The sequence below is a fragment of the Corallococcus caeni genome (genome assembly GCF_036245865.1).
GTDB classification, from domain to species: domain Bacteria; phylum Myxococcota; class Myxococcia; order Myxococcales; family Myxococcaceae; genus Corallococcus; species Corallococcus caeni.
The window spans coordinates 75,806-95,187 of sequence record NZ_BTTW01000001.1 but is presented as its reverse complement, the minus strand read 5'-3'; the positions used below and the strand labels follow the sequence as shown (position 1 = coordinate 95,187).

The 19,382-nt window shown below is 70.6% G+C and carries 15 protein-coding genes; 13 read left to right on the top strand and 2 right to left on the bottom strand.

Annotation, left to right across the window (positions count from 1 at the left end; translation table 11 throughout):
• Positions 1 to 39 precede the first annotated feature (39 nt).
• Together AABA78_RS00420 and AABA78_RS00415 are read left to right on the top strand one after the other, a co-directional pair.
• Entirely contained in the window at positions 40 to 1,536 is a 1,497-nt protein-coding gene (locus tag AABA78_RS00420) for a trypsin-like peptidase domain-containing protein (RefSeq protein WP_171421457.1), read from the top strand.
• Positions 1,537 to 1,601: 65 nt separating this feature from the next.
• Entirely contained in the window at positions 1,602 to 2,195 is a 594-nt protein-coding gene (locus tag AABA78_RS00415; protein ID WP_338261083.1) for an SGNH/GDSL hydrolase family protein, read from the top strand.
• 35 nt (positions 2,196 to 2,230) lie between these two features.
• On the opposite strand, the gene AABA78_RS00410 is transcribed toward AABA78_RS00415, so the two are convergent.
• A complete protein-coding gene (locus AABA78_RS00410) occupies positions 2,231 to 4,156 on the bottom strand; it encodes a GGDEF domain-containing protein (RefSeq protein ID WP_171421562.1) in 1,926 nt (641 codons plus the stop codon).
• Between the two features lie 227 nt (positions 4,157 to 4,383).
• Here AABA78_RS00410 and pgeF point away from each other — a divergent pair, with 227 nt between their 5' ends.
• The 8 genes from pgeF to AABA78_RS00365 all read left to right on the top strand — a co-directional run bounded on the left by pgeF (position 4,384) and on the right by AABA78_RS00365 (position 13,298).
• A complete protein-coding gene (gene pgeF, locus AABA78_RS00405; protein ID WP_338261080.1) occupies positions 4,384 to 5,142 on the top strand; it encodes a peptidoglycan editing factor PgeF in 759 nt (252 codons plus the stop codon).
• Between the two features lie 88 nt (positions 5,143 to 5,230).
• Positions 5,231 to 6,106: a tetratricopeptide repeat protein gene (locus AABA78_RS00400; RefSeq protein WP_370469434.1), complete on the top strand. Its 876-nt coding sequence runs from the start codon at positions 5,231 to 5,233 to the stop codon at positions 6,104 to 6,106.
• 26 nt (positions 6,107 to 6,132) lie between these two features.
• Complete coding sequence (locus AABA78_RS00395) at positions 6,133 to 7,350, top strand: LysM peptidoglycan-binding domain-containing protein (protein ID WP_338261077.1); 1,218 nt, start codon at positions 6,133 to 6,135, stop codon at positions 7,348 to 7,350.
• Between the two features lie 142 nt (positions 7,351 to 7,492).
• Positions 7,493 to 8,623 carry a DNA-processing protein DprA gene (locus AABA78_RS00390; protein WP_338261076.1) on the top strand — a complete coding sequence of 377 codons (1,131 nt, stop codon included), beginning with the start codon at positions 7,493 to 7,495 and terminating at the stop codon, positions 8,621 to 8,623.
• 23 nt (positions 8,624 to 8,646) lie between these two features.
• The gene (gene topA / locus AABA78_RS00385) at positions 8,647 to 11,244 is read left to right on the top strand and encodes a type I DNA topoisomerase (protein WP_353544613.1); all 2,598 of its coding nucleotides are present in this window, start codon (positions 8,647 to 8,649) and stop codon (positions 11,242 to 11,244) included.
• A 165-nt stretch (positions 11,245 to 11,409) separates the two neighbouring features.
• Entirely contained in the window at positions 11,410 to 12,165 is a 756-nt protein-coding gene (locus AABA78_RS00375; RefSeq protein ID WP_120527851.1) for a MotA/TolQ/ExbB proton channel family protein, read from the top strand.
• Positions 12,166 to 12,192: 27 nt separating this feature from the next.
• Complete coding sequence (locus AABA78_RS00370; protein WP_338261075.1) at positions 12,193 to 12,720, top strand: ExbD/TolR family protein; 528 nt, start codon at positions 12,193 to 12,195, stop codon at positions 12,718 to 12,720.
• A gap of 2 nt (positions 12,721 to 12,722) precedes the next feature.
• Complete coding sequence (locus AABA78_RS00365) at positions 12,723 to 13,298, top strand: ExbD/TolR family protein (protein WP_338261073.1); 576 nt, start codon at positions 12,723 to 12,725, stop codon at positions 13,296 to 13,298.
• A 63-nt stretch (positions 13,299 to 13,361) separates the two neighbouring features.
• On the opposite strand, the gene AABA78_RS00360 is transcribed toward AABA78_RS00365, so the two are convergent.
• The gene (locus AABA78_RS00360) at positions 13,362 to 13,754 is read right to left on the bottom strand and encodes a TraR/DksA family transcriptional regulator (protein WP_338261072.1); all 393 of its coding nucleotides are present in this window, start codon (positions 13,752 to 13,754) and stop codon (positions 13,362 to 13,364) included.
• 231 nt (positions 13,755 to 13,985) lie between these two features.
• Here AABA78_RS00360 and trmFO point away from each other — a divergent pair, with 231 nt between their 5' ends.
• From trmFO to AABA78_RS00345, 3 genes are all read left to right on the top strand, one after another.
• The gene (trmFO, locus tag AABA78_RS00355; protein ID WP_171413482.1) at positions 13,986 to 15,350 is read left to right on the top strand and encodes a methylenetetrahydrofolate--tRNA-(uracil(54)-C(5))-methyltransferase (FADH(2)-oxidizing) TrmFO; all 1,365 of its coding nucleotides are present in this window, start codon (positions 13,986 to 13,988) and stop codon (positions 15,348 to 15,350) included.
• Positions 15,347 to 16,966, top strand: coding sequence for a gliding motility protein (locus tag AABA78_RS00350; protein WP_338261071.1), 1,620 nt, complete (start codon positions 15,347 to 15,349; stop codon positions 16,964 to 16,966). Before trmFO ends, AABA78_RS00350 begins: the two co-directional genes overlap by 4 nt.
• 104 nt (positions 16,967 to 17,070) lie before the next feature.
• Complete coding sequence (locus tag AABA78_RS00345; protein ID WP_338261070.1) at positions 17,071 to 19,329, top strand: kinesin; 2,259 nt, start codon at positions 17,071 to 17,073, stop codon at positions 19,327 to 19,329.
• Positions 19,330 to 19,382: the final 53 nt, after the last annotated feature.

Below are 19,382 nucleotides of genomic sequence, written 5' to 3'. Positions count from 1 at the left end.
GTTGCGGGGCTTCGTTTCCGCTTTAGGTTGAGGAAATCCATGACCCACACGCTCCCTTCGTTCCGTCGCAAGCTCGTGGCCGCCGTGCTGGTGTTGGCGTCCCCCACGCTCGCCCTCGCGCAGGCCCCCGCTCCCACGCCGGCCGCGCCCAAGACGCAGCAGGCGGTCACGGGTCAGGCCGGCAACCTGCAGCCCGCCACGCGTGAGGCCCAGTCGCTGGCCTCGCTGGCCCCGCTGGTGGAGTCCGTGAAGTCCGCCGTGGTGAACGTGGACGTGCAGGCGCGTCCCGAGATGCCCGAGGGCATGGAGGACAACCCCCTCTTCGACAAGTTCTTCGGGGGCAACGGGCGGGGCCGCGGCCGCAGCGAGCGGGAGCAGATCCGCCAGGGCGCCGGCTCCGGCTTCATCATCGACCCCAAGGGCCTGGTGCTCACCAACAACCACGTCATCGAGGACGCGGTCACCATCACCATCCGCCTGGACGACGGCCGTTCGTTCACGGGCGAGGTGGTGGGGCGCGACCCGCTCACCGACGTGGCCGTGGTGAAGATCAAGGAGAAGGTGGATCAGCTCCCCACCGTGAAGCTGGGCGACTCCGACGCGGTGCGCGTGGGTGACTGGGTGCTGGCCATCGGCAACCCGTTCGGCCTGGCCTCCAGCGTGAGCGTGGGCATCCTGTCCGCGCGGGCCCGTGAAATCGGCGCCAGCGCGTACGACGACTTCCTCCAGACGGACGCGGCCATCAACCCTGGCAACTCCGGTGGCCCGCTCTTCAACATGAAGGGCGAGGTGGTGGGCATCAACACCGCCATCGTCGGCGGCGGCACGGGCATCGGCTTCTCCGTGCCCAGCAACCTCATCAAGGCGCTGCTGCCGCAGCTGGAGAAGAGCGGCTCCGTCACGCGCGGCTGGCTGGGCGTGGGCATCCAGCCCCTCAACCGCGACCTGGCGCAGGCGCTGAAGCTGCCGGTGAACGAGGGCGCCATCCTCACGCAGATCAACCCCGGCTCGCCCGCGGCGAAGGCGGGGCTCAAGCCGGATGACGTGGTGGTCGCCGTGGACGGGCAGAACGTGCGCTCCGACAGCGAGCTCACCCGCACCGTGGCGCTCAAGAAGCCAGGCAGCGTGGTGACCCTGAGCCTCTACCGCGACGGCAAGAAGCAGGACGCGAAGGTGACGATGGGCACCCGGCCCGACCTGGAGGGCCTGTCCAAGAAGAAGCCGGAGGTCTCCGACGAGCAGGACAGCTCGCGCCGCGTGGGCGTGTCCCTGCAGGACCTGGATGCGCGCACGGCGTCGCAGGCCGGCTTCACCGAGCGCGCAGGCGCGCTCATCACCGACATCATCCCGGGTTCGCCCGCGGACCGCGCGCAGCTGGCCCCGGGCATGCTGGTGGTGGAGGCGAACCGCAAGCCCATCGCCAGCGCGAAGGAGCTGGCCGCCGCCATCCGCGCCGCGCCCAAGGGCAGCACGCTGCTGCTGCGCGTGGCCGGTCCCGGCGGCGGGCGCCTGCTGCGCGCGCTGACGGTGCCCTGAGGCCGGAGCAGCACCTCGCCTCACGAAGGCCTTGAGCGGATGCACACGGGGGTGGACGAACGTCGATGAGCGTCAACTACGTCTCGTTGGGTGACAGCACGGCGGTGGGGGTGGGGGCGTCGCAGGGCGGGGGCTATCCCGACCGGCTCGCCTCCCGCCTCCGGCAGGGCGGCCTCCCCGTGGGCCATACCAACCTGGGGCAGAGCGGCGCGCGCGTGCGCGATGTCGTCAACAACGCCCTCAAGCGCGTCATCGCGTTGCAGCCCACGCTCATCACCCTGGGCGTGGGCACCAACGACATCTGGCGCGGCACCGAGGTGGCGGAGTTCCAGGACGACCTGGACCGCATCGCCCGGCGGCTGAAGCAGACCGGCGCGTCCATGGTCGTGGTGAACATCGCGGACATGGCGCTCGCGCCCGTGGCGAAGATGGTGCCCAGCGCGCTGTACGAAGGGCGCATCGAGCCCTTCAACGAAGCCATCGCCTCGGTGGCCCGCGCGCACGGCCTGCATCTGGTGGACCTCTACGAGGCCAGCCGCGAGATGATCCCCCGGCGGCCGGACTTCTTCTGCTCGGACGGCTTCCACCCGTCCGCGACGGGCTACGACGAGTGGGCGGACCTGATGTTCCCCGTGGTCCGCACGCTCGTGCAGCGCTAGGCGCCAGGCAGGGCAGGGCGCTTCTTTCGCCCTGCTCAGGCCTTCGCGATGCCCGGGGGCGCGGGAGGCGTGGAGGGCGCGTCCGTGGGCGGCGCGCTGATGCTGCGCTCGCGGCCGGGGTGCACCTCCATGCCGGGCTCGAACGCCGTCACCCGGTTGCGCCCCGTCCGCTTGCTGCAATAGAGCGCCGAGTCCGCGCAGTCCACCAGCATGTCCTGCGACGTCGCGTCCGTGGGGAAGTGCGAGACGCCGATGGACACCGTCACATGCCCCCCGGGCAGCCCCGGGCGGTTGAGCGTGACGGCGTCCGCCACCGCGCGGCGCAGCGTCTCCGCGACCTCCACCGCCGTGGCCTTGGACACCTGCGGCAGCAGCAGCACGAACTCCTCGCCGCCGTAGCGCCCCAGCGTGTCCACCTTGCGCGCACGGGTCCTGAGCACGTCGGAGACCCGGCGCAGCGTCTCGTCTCCGGCGCGGTGTCCGGCCAGGTCGTTGAGCCGCTTGAAGTGGTCCACGTCCACCATCAGCAGGGCCAGCGGCACGCCGAAGCGCTGGGCCCGCGCCAGCTCCAGGTCCAGCCGCTGGAAGAGGTGGCGGCGGTTGGGCACGCCCGTCAGCGCGTCCGTCAGCGTGAGCTTCACCGTCTCCGCGTGCAGGCGCGCGTTCGTCACCGCCGTCGCGGCCTGATCCGCCACGGCGGTGAAGAGCTCGATCTCCTCCGCGGAGATGCTCGCCGTCTCCGGGCGCTGGAAGTTGATGACGCCCAGCAACGTGTCCGCGTGCACCATGGGCACCGCCAGGAGCGTGCCGTGCTCGGAGCCGCCGCGCAGGCCGCGCCGCGCGAAGATGCTGGTGCTGTCCGACAGGTCCGGCAGGTACACCGCCTTGCGCGTCTGGGCGGCCCGGCCACAGGCGCCCTCGCCCACGGCGAAGGTGTGGCCCTCCAGGCCCCGGCCCTGCGGCCACGCGTGCTTCACCTCCAGCAGGCCCTCCTCGTTGAGGAGCATGATGGAGAAGTCGGGGATGTGCAGCCGCTCCACCACCATGCGGGTGATGCGCGACAAGAGCTCGTCCAGCTCCAGCGTGGTGTTGAGCGAGCGCGCCACGTCGTACAGCAGCGACAGCTCCCGCAGGCGCTCCTCCAGCTCGTCCTTCAGCGCCAGCTTCTCCTTCACCAGCTGGAGGTCGCGGTGCGTGTCGATCTCCTCCACCTTCATGGAGGTGAGCCGCGCGAGCATCCCGTTGAAGGCCGCGCCCAGCCGCGAAATCTCATCCGTGCCCCGCGCCTCGGCGCGCACCAGCAGGTCGCCGTCCGCCGCGCGCCCCATGGCCTCGCTCAGCCGCTTGAGCGGCGCGGTGAGCACGAAGCGCAGCGAAAGCCAGGTGACGAGCGCCAGGATGCCCACGAAGAGCACCATGGCGCCCAGCGCGTCCTGGAACACCGTCTGGAGCTGGCGGTGCAGCGTGGGCTCGCCCAGGCGCACCTGGAGCACGCCCATCCGCTGCGCGGCCTCGCCGGTGTGACAGCCGGAGCACTCCGGACCGCCCAGGGGCCGCACCACCTCCGTGCCATGCTCGCTGGAGCGCGCCGTCTCCGGCCCCGTCGCGGACAGCCGCGCGGCCTCCGGGTGCGGATGGCCCTGCTCGGCCGGGCGGCGGCTCCAGCGGATCCGCCCGTCCGGCGTCAGCACCCGCAGGTCCTCCACGGAGCGGAACAGCCGCGTGTCCGACGCCAGCACGTCCGCCACCGCGCCATGAGGGGCCGCGCCCGGCGCCTGCGGCAGCGTGAACGTGGAGGCGACGGCCTCCGCCAACGCGAGCGCCTCCAGGTGCGTGCCTTCGCGCACCGCCTGCCGCGCCTCGCGCGAGAAGTGCCCCACGCCCAGCAGCGCCACCACCAACCCGGGCAGCGCGATGCTCCACAAGAGCTTCCTGCCAATCGTCTCGGAACCGAGGGCCATGTGCGGGGCGCAGTGTGCTCCGCGCTTTCGCGTCCTGTCCGCGAGTGCCGGAGTGTTGAAAATTGTCAGGGGCGTGACACGCCCTGTCAAACGTACTCGTGTCGAAATATTGAACCTGGGGTGTTGTTCCTCCGCATGTTCCTGTTTTCAGGGGCTGCGCCCATGGCACGGTGGACGCCTCCCGAAGCCCGCGCCCGGAAGCCTGCCCGGGGTTAGGAAGTACACCCATGTCCACGCCCCAGTTCCTCACGTCCGCGCTGCTGCCGGTGCCCCACGGCTTCGCCACCCGCGCGGGTGGGGTGTCCGAAGGGCCCTACGCGTCGCTGAACCTGGGCTTCTCCGTGGGCGACGAGCGCCCGCGCGTGGAGGAGAACCACCGCCGCCTGGCCCAGGCCGCGGGCGCGAGGCTGGGCGCGCTCTGCCGGGTGTCTCAGGTGCACGGCGACACGGTGCTGGAGGCGCGCGGCGAAGCCGACGAGGTGCTGCGCCCGACGCTGGGCGAGGCGGATGCCCTCTGGACGGAAGGGGAGGGGAGCTGGGTGGCCGTGGGCACCGCGGACTGCGTGCCGGTGCTGATCGTGGATCCGCGCGGCCGGCGCGTGGCGGCGGTGCACTCCGGCTGGAAGGGCACGGACCTGGAGATCAGCGCCCGCGCGGTGGAGGCGCTGGTGGCGCGAGGCAGCCAGCCGGAGCACCTGCTGGCGGCGGTGGGCCCCTGCATCCAGGCGTGCTGCTACGAGGTGTCGGCGGAGCTGGGCGACCGCTTCCGCGCGCGCTTCGGTCCGGACGTCGTCCGCGCGGGGGACAAGCCGCACCTGGACCTGCCACTCGCGGTGAAGGCGTCGCTCATGAAGGCGGGCCTGAAGCCGGGGCAGGTGGACGTGCTACAGGCCTGTACGGCGTGTGATCCGGACCGGTTCTTCTCCCACCGGCGGGACGCGGGACGCACCGGGCGTCACCTGAACTACGTGGTGCACCGGTTCTAGCGGAGGGCCGTCCGGGTCGTTTTCTTGACGGTCTCCGACCGGCCTTCCTATCCTCGACCTGGAATCCCCTCCGTCCAGGCTCGTGCCGGTGCGTCCCTTCCTCTTCCGCCTGTTTGCCGCCGTCGCGCTGTCCGCGCCGACCGCCTGCGCCACCACCGCTGCTTCCCAGACGGAAGTGGGCCGGCTGGAGGCGGAGGTGCGCACGCTGCGCGCCGCCCAGGCGTCGCTGGTGGAGCGGCTGGAGCGGCTGGAGAACCGCGACGCCGTCTCCCGCGCCCGCTCCGTCTCCCCGGCCCCCACCGCGTCCCCGGCGACCGCCGCGAGCGCGAAGCCGGAGGCCGCCTCGTCGCAAGGCGGCGAGGCGCTGGGCATGGCCCCGTCGGAGCTGACGGTGGTGCGGCTCAAGCCGAAGAAGGAACCCGCGCCGCGCATCAACACGGCCGTGGCGGTGACGGAGCCGGATCCGGATCAGATGGAGATGTTCATCTCCCCGGTGGAGGGCTCGTCGGGCACGGGCTCGTCGGGCTCGGTGGTCTCGACGGGCTCCCTGGCGCCCTCCCGCATGGAGGTCCCGGAGAAGGATCCGGACATCCTCGACGCGGAGTACGAGCGCGCGGTGGCCATGCTGCGCACCGGCAACGTGGAGGGCGGCGTGGAGACGCTCACGCGCTTCGCTGCGGAGAACCCGCGCCACCCGCGCGCCGACAACGCCCTGTACTTCAGCGGCCTGGGCCAGATGGGGCTCAAGGACGCGGCCGGCGCGGCGAAGACGTTCGAACGACTCATCAAGAACTACCCCGCCGGGGACGCCGTCCAGGACGGCATGCTCCGGCTCGCGGAGTGCCGGGTGCGGCTGAACCAGGCCGTGGATGCCCGAGCCCTCTATACCCGCGTCGTCACCCAGTTCCCGGGGACGGCCGCCGCCACGCAGGCGGAGCAGCGGCTCGCCGCGCTCTCGCCTTGAGCCCTTTTGTGAAAGGACGTCGTCCGATGCGCTCCCGGATCCTCGCCACCCTGCTCGTGCCCCTCACCGTCGCGCCGGCATGGACGGCTTTCGCCCAGGACGCGCAGGAGGAGGAGCCCCAGCCGGCCTCCACCGAGACGGAAGGGCAGGACATCTCCGACGACGTGGAGCAGCGCCCCACCTCCGTCACGCTCCCGCCCGGCGCCCCGCAGGGCCGTGAGAGCGCGCCCGGCCAGGTGCACACCGTGGAGACCGGCGACACGCTGTGGGACCTGTCCCAGCGCTACCTGGGCAGCCCCTGGTACTGGCCCAAGGTCTGGTCCTACAACCCGCAGATCGCCAACCCGCACTGGATCTACCCGGGCAACAACGTGAAGTTCTTCCCCGGCGGCGAGGAGGTCCCCGCGCGCGTGGAGGGGGGCGACCTGCCCTCCGACGACGTGGCGGCGCCCACGGACGTGAGCGGCGGCAGCCTGGTGTCGGTGGTCGGGAAGATCGGCTACGACCCCGCCAACGCGCGCCCGGTGACGACCAAGGGCTTCGTGACGACGCGCGAACTGGACGAGGCGGGCCGCATCGACGGCTCGTCCTCCGAGGCGCTGATGCTCTCCGCCCCGGAGAAGGTCTACCTGACCTTCAAGAAGCGCGGCGCCGCCAAGATTGGCGACCGCTACGTCATCTTCCACACCGTGGAAGAGGTGAAGCACCCGGTGACGCACGCGCGCACGGGCTACCTCACGGAGCTGTTGGGCACGGTGCAGGTCGTCGCCATCAACAACGACCTGGTGACCGCGCGCATCACGGAGACGTGGGACCCCATCGCCCGCGGCGACCTGGTGGGCCCCTCCAGCGAGAAGCTGTCGGAGCGCGTCGCCCCCAAGCCCAACAGCAAGGAGATCCCCGGCTACGTGCTCACGCCGATGACGCCGGGCCAGACGCTGCTGGGCGAGCACCACTTCGTCGTCGTGGACCGCGGCACCGCGGACGGCGTGCAGGTGGGCAACATCTTCACCATCGAGCGCCGCGGCGACCCGAGCCTGGATGTGCTCGGCCGCAGCGACTACAAGATGGGCGACGCGGGCAAGGGCAAGAAGGCCTACCCGTGGGAGGCCGTGGCCCAGTGCATGGTCACGGAGGTGCGTGAGCGCACCTCCAACTGCCTGCTGACCCGCTCCATGGTGGAGGTCTCCGCCGGCGACCGCGCCACCATGCGCAAGGACGGAACGCCCACCGCCAGCCGCTGAATCCGAAGGCGGCCAACGGCAGGAATGCTGCATTCCGGCCCGCCCGGGAAGGGCGGGTCGCTTGACCCCCGAAGTTCCGGTGTTATGTGTCACGCCCCTCCCGGGACCACCTCTATATAGGTGGGAAACAGGCGGGGACGGCATGGCGGACACACAGACGGACATCAACCCACCCTGGGACGAGCAGCGCGCCACCCTGGCGCTCTGGGCCATTGCTGGCCTGGGGCCCCGGACGCTGGCCGCCGTGCGCGCGTTCGCCGGTGGGGCGCTCTCCCGGCTCGCGTCCACGCCCGTGCGGGACTGGGTGGCGGACGTGCCGGTGCCCGCGACCGTCCGTCAGCGGCTGGCCGCCGTCGCGTCGCTGGACACCCTGGCGTCCCGGACGGAGGAGGCCTGTGCACGGACGGGACTCCAGGTGGCCTTCGCGGGCACGCCGGCCTATCCCGCCCGGCTGGTGGGGGTGGAGGACGCGCCGCCGCTGCTGTTCCACCTGGGAAACCCGGGACCTCCCCGGCGCAGGCTGGCCATGGTGGGCAGCCGCCACCCGGACCAGGGCTTCCTGCCGTTCGCGCGCACGTTCGCCCGGAGGGTGGCGGAGGCCGGGGTGGGGGTGGTGTCGGGCGCGGCGGAGGGCGTGGACCGGGCGTGCCACTGGGGCGCGCTGGACGTGGGCGCGGAGACGTGGGCCTTCCTGGGCTCCGCCCTGGACGCGTTGGATCCCGCCCAGGCCCGGCTGCTGCCCCACTTCCTGGAGCGGGGCGGGGTGTACTTCAGCGAGCTGCCGCCCGGGGTCCGGGCGAGCACGACGACCTTCCCCCGGCGCAACCGCCTCATCGCTGGCGCGTCGGATGCGGTGCTGGTGATGCGGGCCGGGTTGGAGTCCGGCAGCCTCTACACGGCGGAAGCCGCGCGGGTGCAGGGCCGGCCGGTGTTCGCGCTGCCCGGGGACGTCTGGCAGCCGGCCGCGGCGGGCTGCAACGCCCTGCTGGCGGACGGGCGGGCCCGCGCATGCACGTCCGCTGAGACGATCTGCGCGGTGGTGGGCGTTCACCCGGTCCGTGCGGTGCCGGCGGGTCGGGATTCAGGGTGGTGGGAGGCGCTGTCGGTGGAAGCGCGCGGGGCCTACGGGCTGTTGGACCGGGTTCCCCGTTCGTTCGACGAGGTGCTCGCCGCAAGCCCGCTGTCGCCCGCGGCGCTCACGAGCGCCCTGGTGGAGTTGGAATTGTCGGGGCTGGTGGTCCAGCACCCGGGTAAACGGTACGAGAAGGTCTAGAGGCAGTTCGAGGTAGGAGAGCCATGGCCACGCGGAAGAAGACACAGGCGGCGCAGACGGAGGCGGCGGCGGGGGAGGAGACGCCCAAGAAGGCGGCCGCGAAGAAGCCGGCGGCCAAGAAGGCGGCCAAGAAGAAGACGGCGGCCAAGAAGACCACCGCCAAGAAGAAGACCGCGGCCCGCCGCCGTGGCGCGGACGGCGAAGACTTGCCCACCGTGGACGCGGACGCGGACGTCGAAGAGGAAGTGCCCGAGCGCCGTGGCAAGGGCCCGCACTACCTCGTGGTGGTGGAGTCTCCCGCCAAGGCGAAGACCATCAAGAAGTACCTGGGCTCCGGCTACACGGTGAAGGCGTCCGTGGGGCACGTGAAGGACCTGCCCAAGAGCAAGATTGGCGTCGACGTGGAGGACGACTTCAAGCCCGAGTACACGGTCATCAAGGGCAAGGAGAAGGTCCTCAACGAGCTGAAGAAGATGGCCAAGACGGTGGACCGCGTCTTCCTGGCGACGGACCCCGACCGCGAGGGCGAGGCCATCGCCTGGCACATCAAGGAGGAGCTGGGCCACCCGGACTCGCTCCGCGTGACCTTCAACGAGATCACCAAGCGCGCCGTGCAGGACGCCATCGCGCAGCCGCGTGAACTCAACCAGGACAACTACGATTCGCAGCAGACCCGCCGCATCCTCGACCGGCTCGTCGGCTACCAAATCTCGCCGCTGCTCTGGAAGAAGATCCGCCGCGGCCTGTCCGCCGGCCGCGTGCAGTCCGTCGCGGTGCGCCTGATTGTCGAGCGCGAGGCGGAGATCCAGGCCTTCCAGCCGGAAGAGTACTGGACGCTGGACGCGCTGGTGCAGGGCCCGCAGGGGCCGCCGCCCTTCAAGGCGAAGCTGTCCCGCGTGGACGGCAAGAAGGTGGAGCTCAAGGACCGCGCCACCACGGACGGGCTCGTCGCGGAGCTGAAGGACGCCCCCTTCACCGTGACGAAGGTGGACCGCAAGGAGCGCCGCCGCAACGCGCCCGCGCCCTTCATTACCTCCAAGCTCCAGCAGGAGGCGGCGAACCGGCTGCACTTCACCGCCAAGAAGACGATGACGCTGGCGCAGAAGCTGTACGAAGGCGTGCCGCTGGGTGAAGAAGGCCAGACGGCGCTCATCACGTACATGCGTACGGACTCCACGCGTCTGTCCGACGACGCCGTGACGCAGGTGCGCGAGTTCATTGGCCAGAAGTACGGCGCGGACTACCTGCCGCCGGAGCCCATGGTCTACAAGAGCCGCAAGAGCGCCCAGGACGCGCACGAGGCCATCCGGCCCACGTCCCTGGAGTACCCGCCCGAGCGCGTGCGCCCCTTCTTCGACGCCATGGACGAGCTGGACATGTTCCGGCTCTACGAGCTCATCTGGAACCGCTTCGTCGCGTGCCAGATGAAGCCCGCCGTCTATGACCAGACGGCCGCGGACATCACCGCGGGCCGCGCCACCTTCCGCGCGTCCGGCAGCACCCTGAAGTTCCCCGGCTACCTGGGCGTCTACGGCGCCGGCCTCACGCCGGAAGAGGAGTCCGAGCGCGACAAGGCCAAGGCCGCCGGCGAAGAGGGCGCCGAGGACGTGGTGGGCGAGCTGCCCCCGCTCAACGAGGGCGAGGTCCTCACGCTGGACAAGCTGCTCAACGAGCAGCACTTCACCCAGCCGCCCCCGCGCTTCAGCGAGGCCACGCTGGTGAAGGAACTGGAGGAGCGCGGCATCGGGCGTCCGTCCACGTACGCGGCCATCCTCTCCAACATCCAGGACAAGAAGTACGTGGAGAAGCTGGAGAGCCGCTTCCGTCCCACCGACCTGGGCCAGATGACCAACGAACTCCTGGTGAAGCACTTCCCCCATGAGCTGGACGTGTCGTTCACGGCCAGCATGGAGGAGAAGCTGGACCAGATCTCCGACGGCGGCGCGTCCTGGAAGACGGTGCTGCACGACTTCTACGGGCCCTTCAAGGAGACCCTGGAGAAGGCCGAAGCGGAGATGCGCGACGTCAAGCGCGAGGAGATCAAGACCGACATCGCCTGCGAGAAGTGCGGCAACCCGTTCGTCATCAAGTTCGGGAAGATGGGCCACTTCCTCGCGTGCTCGAACTACCCCGACTGCAAGAACACCAAGGACTTCAAGCGGGACGCGGAGGGGAAGATCGTCATCGTGGAGGAGGAGACCACGGACGAGAAGTGCGAGAAGTGCGGCAAGCCCATGGTGATCAAGCGCGGCCGCTTCGGGCGCTTCATGGCGTGCTCGGGCTACCCGGACTGCAAGACGTCCAAGCCCATCTCCATCGGCGTCAATTGCCCGGAGTGCAAGGTGGGCTACCTCACCGAGCGCCGCAGCGGACGCGGGAAGATCTTCTTCGGCTGCAACCGGTATCCGGAGTGCAAGTTCGCCGCGTGGGACCGGCCGCTGGCGGAGCAGTGCCCGCAGTGCGCGTCGCCCTACCTCCTCCAGAAGTTCTCCAAGCGGGACGGCGCCTACATCTCCTGCCCGAACAAGGAATGCGACTACCGCCGCGAGGTGGTGGAGCCAGCCATTCCGGGGGCTTCCGTGGAGGCCGCGCCTGCCCCCACGCCCACCGTGGAAGCCTGAGCGCAAAAGCCCAGTCATTCCAGGGGGGTACGGCCGGCCCCCTGGCTTGACACCCTCGCGGGCGAAGTCCTAGAAGTCCGGATTGCTCCTGGCCCGTGATCGCAGCCTCCTGCCCTTCGTGCGGCAGGGGTGCGCGCGGGGGGCAGCGAAAGGACGCGGTCCGCGATGATTCCCTCTGTCAGTGAGTTGCTGCGTGTGGTGGTGGCCGAGGCCGCCCCCGCCGCGGCGGGCCATGCTTCTTCCGGAGGCCTGGGGGACTTCATCGTCGGCGCGTTCAAGGCCGGCGGCCCGTTCATGTTCGTGAACCTGTTCTGGCTGGCCGCCTCGCTGGCCGTCATCGGCGAGCGCGCGGTGACGCTGCTCTACCGCTACCGCCTGAACGCGACGGCGTTCATCGAACAGGTCCACAAGATGGTCCGCGGCGGCAACCTGGACCGCGCGGTGAAGTTCTGCGGCATGGCGCCGCGCTCGCCCCTGGCCCGCGTCATCCGCGCGGGGCTCATCAACGCGAACCGGGGTGAGCTGGAGGTGGCCAAGGCGGTGGAGGAGGCGCTGGCGGAGTACACGCCGCACGTCTCGCGCCGGGTGCAGTGGCTGTGGTCGCTCGCGAACATCGCGACGCTGGTGGGCCTTGTCGGCACCATCGTGGGCCTCATCGGCACCTTCCGCGCGCTGGGCAACGTGCCGGCGGAGCAGAAGCAGGCGCTGCTCTCCAACGGCATCTCGGAGGCCATGTACAACACGGGCTTCGGCCTCTCCATCGCGGTGCTCTGCATCGTGGCGCACCTGTTCTTCAGCAACTACGCCAAGAACATGGTGGAGCTGGTGGAGCTCAACGCGCTGAAGCTGGAGAACCTCCTGTCGCGTCGGGGCTCGCTGGAAGTCGTCCCCGCGGACTCCGACGTCCGCGCCGCGTCGTAGCCGCTTCCTCAGGGCACCGGGCACGCCATGGCGTTCCACTACTCGCGCCGCAAGCTGAAGCCGAGGGAAGAGGAAGAGGGGGGCGAGCTGAACATCGTCCCGTACCTCGACATCCTCATGAACCTCATCATCTTCATGCTGCTGTCCATCACCGGGCTCACCGCCTTCGGTGCGCTCAACGTGAACGCGCCCAGCTACGGCGCCACCGCGGGCGTGGGGCAGGGGGACGCGGACGCGCCCAAGCTGAACCTGTCCGTGCTCATCTCCCACAAGGGGCTCTTCGTCCGGGGCAACAGCCCGGAGGCCGCGCCCGCGGAGGGTGGGGCGCCCACGGTGCCCGTGCGCGCGGACGGCACGCACGACTTCGCGGCGCTCACCGCTCGGATGGTGAAGCTCAAGGCCGCCTTCCCCCAGGAGACGAAGGTCGTCGTCGCGGCGGATCCGGACATCCCCTACGAGGCGCTGATCCAGACGATGGACGCCCTGCGTGAGACGGCGGGCACGGCCGCCGAGCGCAAGCTGCTCTTCCCCGACGTCACCCTGGGCGTCCTCTAGCCATGTCCGAAACCGCGCCCCTGTCCGCCGAAGAAGCCGAGCAGCTCGCGCGCATGCGCTACCGCCGGGCCCTCACGCGCAAGAAGCGCAAGGAGCGCGAGGCGGCCAGCGAGGTGAAGGAGCTCAACATCACCGCGATGATGGACATGATGACCATCATCCTGGTGTTCCTCCTGAAGTCCTTCGCGTCGTCCTCCGCGGCCATCACCGCGTCCGAGGACGTCCGGCCGCCGGTGTCCTCCACGCGCGCCACGCCCAAGGACACGGTGGCCATCACCATCACCCCCAAGAACATCCTGGTGGGGGACCGGGAAGTGGTGCGGTTGAAGGACGGCCGCATCCCGGAGGCCCAGCTGCAGGGGCGCCTGGTGATGGGGCTGGACGCGCAGCTGAAGAAGGAAGTGCAGAAGCTCAAGTTCATCGCGGACCGCAACCCGGCGGCGCCCTTCACCCATGAGCTGTCGGTCATCGCGGACAAGATGGTCCCGTACGACCTGCTGCTCACGGTGCTCTACACGGCGGGCGAGAACGAGCTGCAGAACTACCGCTTCATCGTGCTCCAGCGCGACAGCGAGTAGCCGCCGGACACACGACTCCCCCGGCGCGGGATGGACGCACGGGGGAGCGCTTGAACGGCTTCGCTAGAGGGACAGGCTGCCCACGTGGCGCGCGGCCTCACGCGTCTCCTGCTCGTGGATGGCGGCGTCCTCCTCACAGCGGATGGCGAAGGGCATGGCCTCCAGCCGGTCCAGGGAGATTTCGTTGCCGCAGTCCACGCACTCGCCGAACACGTCGTTGTCCATGCGGCTGAGCGCCGCGTCGATGAGCATGATCTCCCGGCGCTGCGCTTCAATCAGCGTGGACAGCGTGTAGTCCGCAAGCTCCGCCTGCGCCTGCTCCTCGTATTCAGGGTCCCGCTCCTGATCCTTCAGCGCGGCCAGCTCGCGGCGGGCGCCTGACTGGGCGGTCTCGGTGGTCCTGCGACGCTCCTGCAGCAGGCTCCGGATCTTCAGCAAGTCGTCGGTTCGGCTCATGGCTGCGTCACTCCCATCCCAGAATCGCGGTTGAAGGGCGCTCGCCCGGACGCTTCCCCGTCCCGAGCGAAGACCGCGAGAAACCTAGGGTTGGATCCCAGGTGGGGAAACCTCGCCTCCCATTCCGCACGCATGGTGGGACGTAGGGCAGGCGGGCGGACGTGAAAGGGCGTGGCCTCTCTGCTAACAGGGCCCTTTGGGCACCCGGTACGAGGGGGCCCGGAGGCATGCATGTCGGACGTGAAGCAGCAGCGGGTGACGGTGATTGGCGGCGGCCTGGCGGGGACGGAGTGCGCGTACCAGCTGGCGCGGCGCGGTGTGCCGGTGGTGCTGCGGGAGATGAAGCCGCACAAGCGCTCCCCCGCGCACAAGTCGGACACGCTCGCGGAGCTGGTGTGCAGCAACTCGCTGCGCTCGGACAACCCGGAGAGCGCCATTGGCCTCTTGCACGCGGAGCTGCGCGCGCTGGGCTCGCTGGTGCTCAGCAGCGCGGACCTGCACCGCGTGCCCGCGGGCGACGCGCTGGCGGTGGAGCGCGAGGGCTTCTCGCGCGAAATCACCACCCGGCTCGTGTCCGGCGCGGGCGTGGAGCTGGTGGGCGGTGAGGTGGAGCGGCTGCCCGAGGACGGCGTGGTGGTGGTGGCGACGGGGCCGCTGACGTCGGAAGCGCTTACGGCGGACCTGGAGCGCCACGTGGGCACGAAGCTCTACTTCTACGACTCCATCGCGCCCATCCTGTCCGGGGACTCCATCGACATGGACATCGCCTTCCGCCAGAGCCGCTACGGCAAGGGCGGCGGGGACGACTACCTCAACCTGCCGATGACGAAGGACGAGTACTACCGCTTCGTGAACGAGGTGAAGGCGGGCCAGAAGGTGGTGCCGCACAGCTTCGAGGAACCGAAGTACTTCGAAGGGTGTCTGCCCATTGAAGTGATGGCGGAGCGCGGCGACGACACGCTGGCCTACGGGCCCATGAAGCCGGTGGGGCTGAAGGACCCGCGCACGGGGACGGACCCGTACGCGGTGGTACAGCTGCGCATGGAGGACCGGGCGGGCACGGCCTGGAACATGGTGGGCTTCCAGACGCGTCTGACGTGGGGTGAACAGAAGCGCATCTTCAGCACGTGCATCCCGGGCCTCCAGAATGCGGAGTTCCTGCGGATGGGGCAGATCCACCGCAACACGTTCATCGACTCGCCCCGCCTGCTGGCGGAGGACCTGTCGTTGAAGACGGAGCGGCGGGTGTTCTTCGCGGGACAGGTGACGGGCGTGGAGGGCTACGTGGAGAGCGCGGCGTGCGGCTACCTGGTGGCGCTGGCGGTGCACGCGCGCCTGACGGGCACCGCGTTCGTCGCGCCTCCGGCGACGACGGCGCTGGGGTCGCTGTACCGGCACCTCACCGGGGAAGCGCACCCGCCGGATCATCCGCACCAGCCCACCAACGTCATCTACGGCCTGTTCCCGCCCCTGTCGGGGCGGATGAAGAAGGCGGACAAGCGCGCGGCCTACTCGGCGCGGGCGAAGCAGGACCTGGCGGCGTGGCTGCCACTCGCGGGCGTTGTCGCCCAGACGGAAGGACAGACGAGCGCATGAAGCGACCTGGGATGGTGGGCCTGGTGGCCCTGCTGGCGTTGTCGGGATGCAAGAAGGGCGAGGACAACAGCGCGCCCTCCCAGCGCAGCGCCGCGCAGGGCGACACGGTCCGCAGCGCGGCGAAGGGCACCTCGGTGGTGGGCGGGCAGGGGCAGTTGCTCGCGGCGGGCCGCGCGGCGGACCTGCGCCTGTCGCCGGACGGGCAGTACGCCACGTTCCTGCTCAACGGGCAGAAGCCACGGCTGGACGGCATCCCGCCGCAGATGCTGGTGGGGCAGCTGCACGTGGTGCCGGTGGCGGGCGGGAAGGCGCGCGCGCTGGGTGACGGCGTGACGAACGTGCCGGGCAGCCTGCTGTTCTCCCAGGACTCGAAGCACCTCCTGTACGTGACGGGCTACAACCCGGCCTCGCAGTCCGGCGAATTGAACGTGCTGTCGCTCGCGGACGCGGCGGCGGAGCCGGTGAAGCTGGGCACGGCGGTGAGCTACCTGCTGCCGTCCCCGGACGGCGTGAACGTGGCGTTCGTGGACGCGGGCACGCTGAAGCTGGGCAAGCTGCCGCAGGGGCCGTTCCAGGACGTGGCGGGCGAGGTCAGCACCGCGCAGTTCACGCCGGACGGCAAGACGCTGCTCTTCAAGCGCCGGCTGTCGGCCGCGGGCGGGCTGGCGGCGGTGACGGTGGGCTCCAACGAGCCGCCGCGCAAGCTGGCGGATCAGGTGGGCGACTACCAGGTGTCCTCCGACGGCAAGCACGTGGCCTACCAGGTGCGCAGCGAGGCCGTGCGAGGGATGTATGACCTGTTCCTCGCGGACGTCCCCGCGCTGAAGGGGACGAAGCTGGCGGTGGGCACGAAGAACTTCAGCTTCTCGCCGGATGGTCAGTGGCTGGCGCGCACGGAGAACGGCAAGCCGGAGCAGCTGGGGGACCTGCACGTGGGCCCGGCGTCCGGCGGCGCGGGGCGCAAGGTGGGCGAGGCCGTGGAGGAGCTGGCGTTCGCGCCGGACTCCAAGGCGGTGGCCTTCCTGGAGAAGTATGACCAGCCGTCGCGCGCGGGCTTCCTGGCGGTGGCGTCGCTGCCGGATGGCGCGCCCAAGCGCGTGGGCGACCGCGTGCCCAACTTCGTGTGGGGCTCGGACAGCCGCTACGTGGCGTTCCTGTCGCGCTTCGTGAAGCCGGTGTTCTCCGTGGACCTGATGCTGTACGCGCTGGGCCAGGAGAAGGCGGAGAAGGTGCAGCCGGGCGTGTTCGGCTACGGCTTCGCGCCGAAGAACACCGCGGTGGTGTTCCGCACCAACTGCATCCGCAACGGCCGCGCGTGCGACTTCAAGGCCGTGGAGCTGGGCGAGAAGCAGGCCGAGGCGAAGACGTGGCTGCAGGGCATCTTCAGCTACAAGATTTCGGAGGACGGCGCTCGCGTGCTCGCGACGTACGCGCGCATGGACTCGGACACCTACGACGTGGCCGTCTACGACGTGAAGTCGGGGGCGCGCAAGACGCTCGACCAGGGCGTGCAGGTGCCCGTGTACTTCGCGGGGAAGGACGACGCGCGGGCCGTCTACATCATCAGCCAGGGGCAGAACCCCGGCGTGTACAGCGCCGTCGCCGCCGCGCAGTAGCGGCTGACCCAGGGAAGGGAGGGCCGCCAGAGCCTTCCTTCCCGGGCGCGGCCGGACGTTGAGGCGTGCACGCCCGGACGGGGTGTGCTGTCTTCGCGCGCCGAATGGCACAGCTCGTCTATCGCCGCTACGGCGGCTCGCTCCAGGTCGACATCCCCGACTTCAACACCCTCACCGAAGCGGTGAGGATTCCCGCGACGCAGTGGATGGCGCTCGCGTGCCCCATGGAGGGCATCGCGTGTGATCCGCGCTTCCTCACGCTGATGGACGCGGACGGCAACCGACGCATCCGCGTGGAGGAGCTGCGCGCCGCGGTGGACTGGACGGCGGCGCGGCTGAAGGACCGCAAGGGCGCGGACGCGGGCAGCGACGTGCTGGATCTGTCCGCGCTCTCCGACACCGCGAACAACCTCAAGGGCGCGGCGGAGCTGGTGCTGCGCACGCTCAACGCGCCGGACACCACGCGCCTGTCGCTGGAGCAGCTGCGCACCAGCGACAAGGCGCTGCGCGACGCGGGAAAGAACGGCGACGGCATCATCGCGCCGGTGTCGCTGCCGGAGCGGCTGCGGCCCCTGGCCCAGTCCATCATCGCGGCCTTCCCGCCGCGGACGAACCGCGCGGGCCTGGCGGGCGTGGACGTGGACCTGGTGAAGCGCTTCCGCGAGGAGCGCGCGGCGCTGCTCACGCACCTGGGCGGCCGGGATGCGGTGTTCACCTGGGGCACGGCGAGCCTGGAGCAGGCGAAGCGCATCCACGACGTGGCGCCGCTCCTGGACGGCTACTTCGTGCAGTGCCGGCTGGTGGCCGCGCAGCCGGAGGCCGCCGCCAGCCTGCGCCTGCGCGCGGACCGCGTGGAGGGCGCGCTGGGCGACCTGGGCGCCATGGGGAAGGCCGCGAACGAGCTGCCCATCGCGCCGCCGGATCCGTCTGGCGTGCTGGTGTGGGCGCGGCTGTACCGCGGCGCCGGCTACGAGAAGCTGGAAGCCTTCCACCAGGAGGTGGCGACGCCGCTCCTGGGCGACGGCGTGAAGCTGACGGACACGGCCTGGCGCGAGCTGTCCGCGAAGGCGGAAGGAATCCTCGGCTGGCAGGGCAAGCGCGACGCGAGCGCGCTGCACGCGGTGGCGGACACGCTGGGCGCGGTGTCGAACGAGGACCTGGACGCGCTGGAGGCGGTGAGCCGCGAGGACCTGTCGCTCAAGCCCACGCTGGACGTCATCGCGGAGCTGGAGCGGCTGGTGCTGTACCAGCGCTGGCTGCTGCTGTTCTCCAACAACTTCATCAGCATGCCCAGCCTGTACCTGCCCAAGCGGCGGGCGCTGATGGAGAAGGGCACGCTCATCCTGGGCGGGCGCAAGTACACGCTGTCCGTGCTGGTGACGGACCGCGCGGCGCACTCGGCGCTGACGGGGCAGGGGACCACCTGCATCCTCTACGTGAAGGTGATGCCCCGGGACGCGACGGATGCCTACGAGGTGGCGGTGCCCGTCACCGCCGGCCGCAGCACGGAGCTCGTCGTGGGCAAGCGCGGCGTGTTCTACGACGTGGACGGCAAGGAGAGCGACGCCATCGTCACGCAGATCGTCCGCCAGCCCGTGTCGCTCTGGGAGTCGATGACGATGCCGTTCATGCGCATCGGCGCGTTCATCACCAGCAAGGTGGAGGGGCTGGCCGCCTCCGGTGAGAAGGACTTCGATGCCTCGCTGGAGTCCGGCTACAAGCAGACGGTGACCGCGCCACCGGCGGCGGCTGCGCCCGCGGCGGCTCCGGCGGGTGGCGGCCTCGCGGGCGTGCTCGCGGCGGGCGGCATCGCGTTCGCGGCGCTGGGTTCGTCGCTGGCGTTCATTCTCACGCAGGTGAAGTCGCTCACGCTGGTGGACGTCATCACCGCGGCGACCATCCTGGCCATCGTGGTGATGGCGCCCGCGGGGTTGCTCGGGTGGCTGAAGCTGCGTCGGCGCAACCTGGCGCTGCTCCTGGAGGGCTCCGGCTGGGCGCTCAACGACCGGCTGATGCTCACGCGCGGCGTGGCGACGCTCATCACCCGCAAGCCGAAGCTGCCCAAGAACGCGCGCGTGGACCGCGCGGACCTGGTGCGCGGGGCGCTGCGCCACACGCAGGACGACGACGAGAGCGACGGCATGTCGTTGGGCGCCCGCCTGGGCCTCACGCTGCTCATCCTCTTCGTGCTGGGCTGGCAGGTGCGTGTGCCCGTCACGGAGTGGCTGTGCACGTACCACTGGCTGTCCGAGGACGCCTGCCGCGTGCTGCTGCCCAAGCTGGTGCCGTCCGAGCTGCCGGGCGCGCCGGCTCCCTCGGGCACGGCGCCGGCGGTCGCGCCCGCTCCGGCGCCCGCGAAGTAGGCGGGCTCGCGCAGCGACGCGAATCTTGCGAGGCTCGGGGAGGCCCCTAGGCT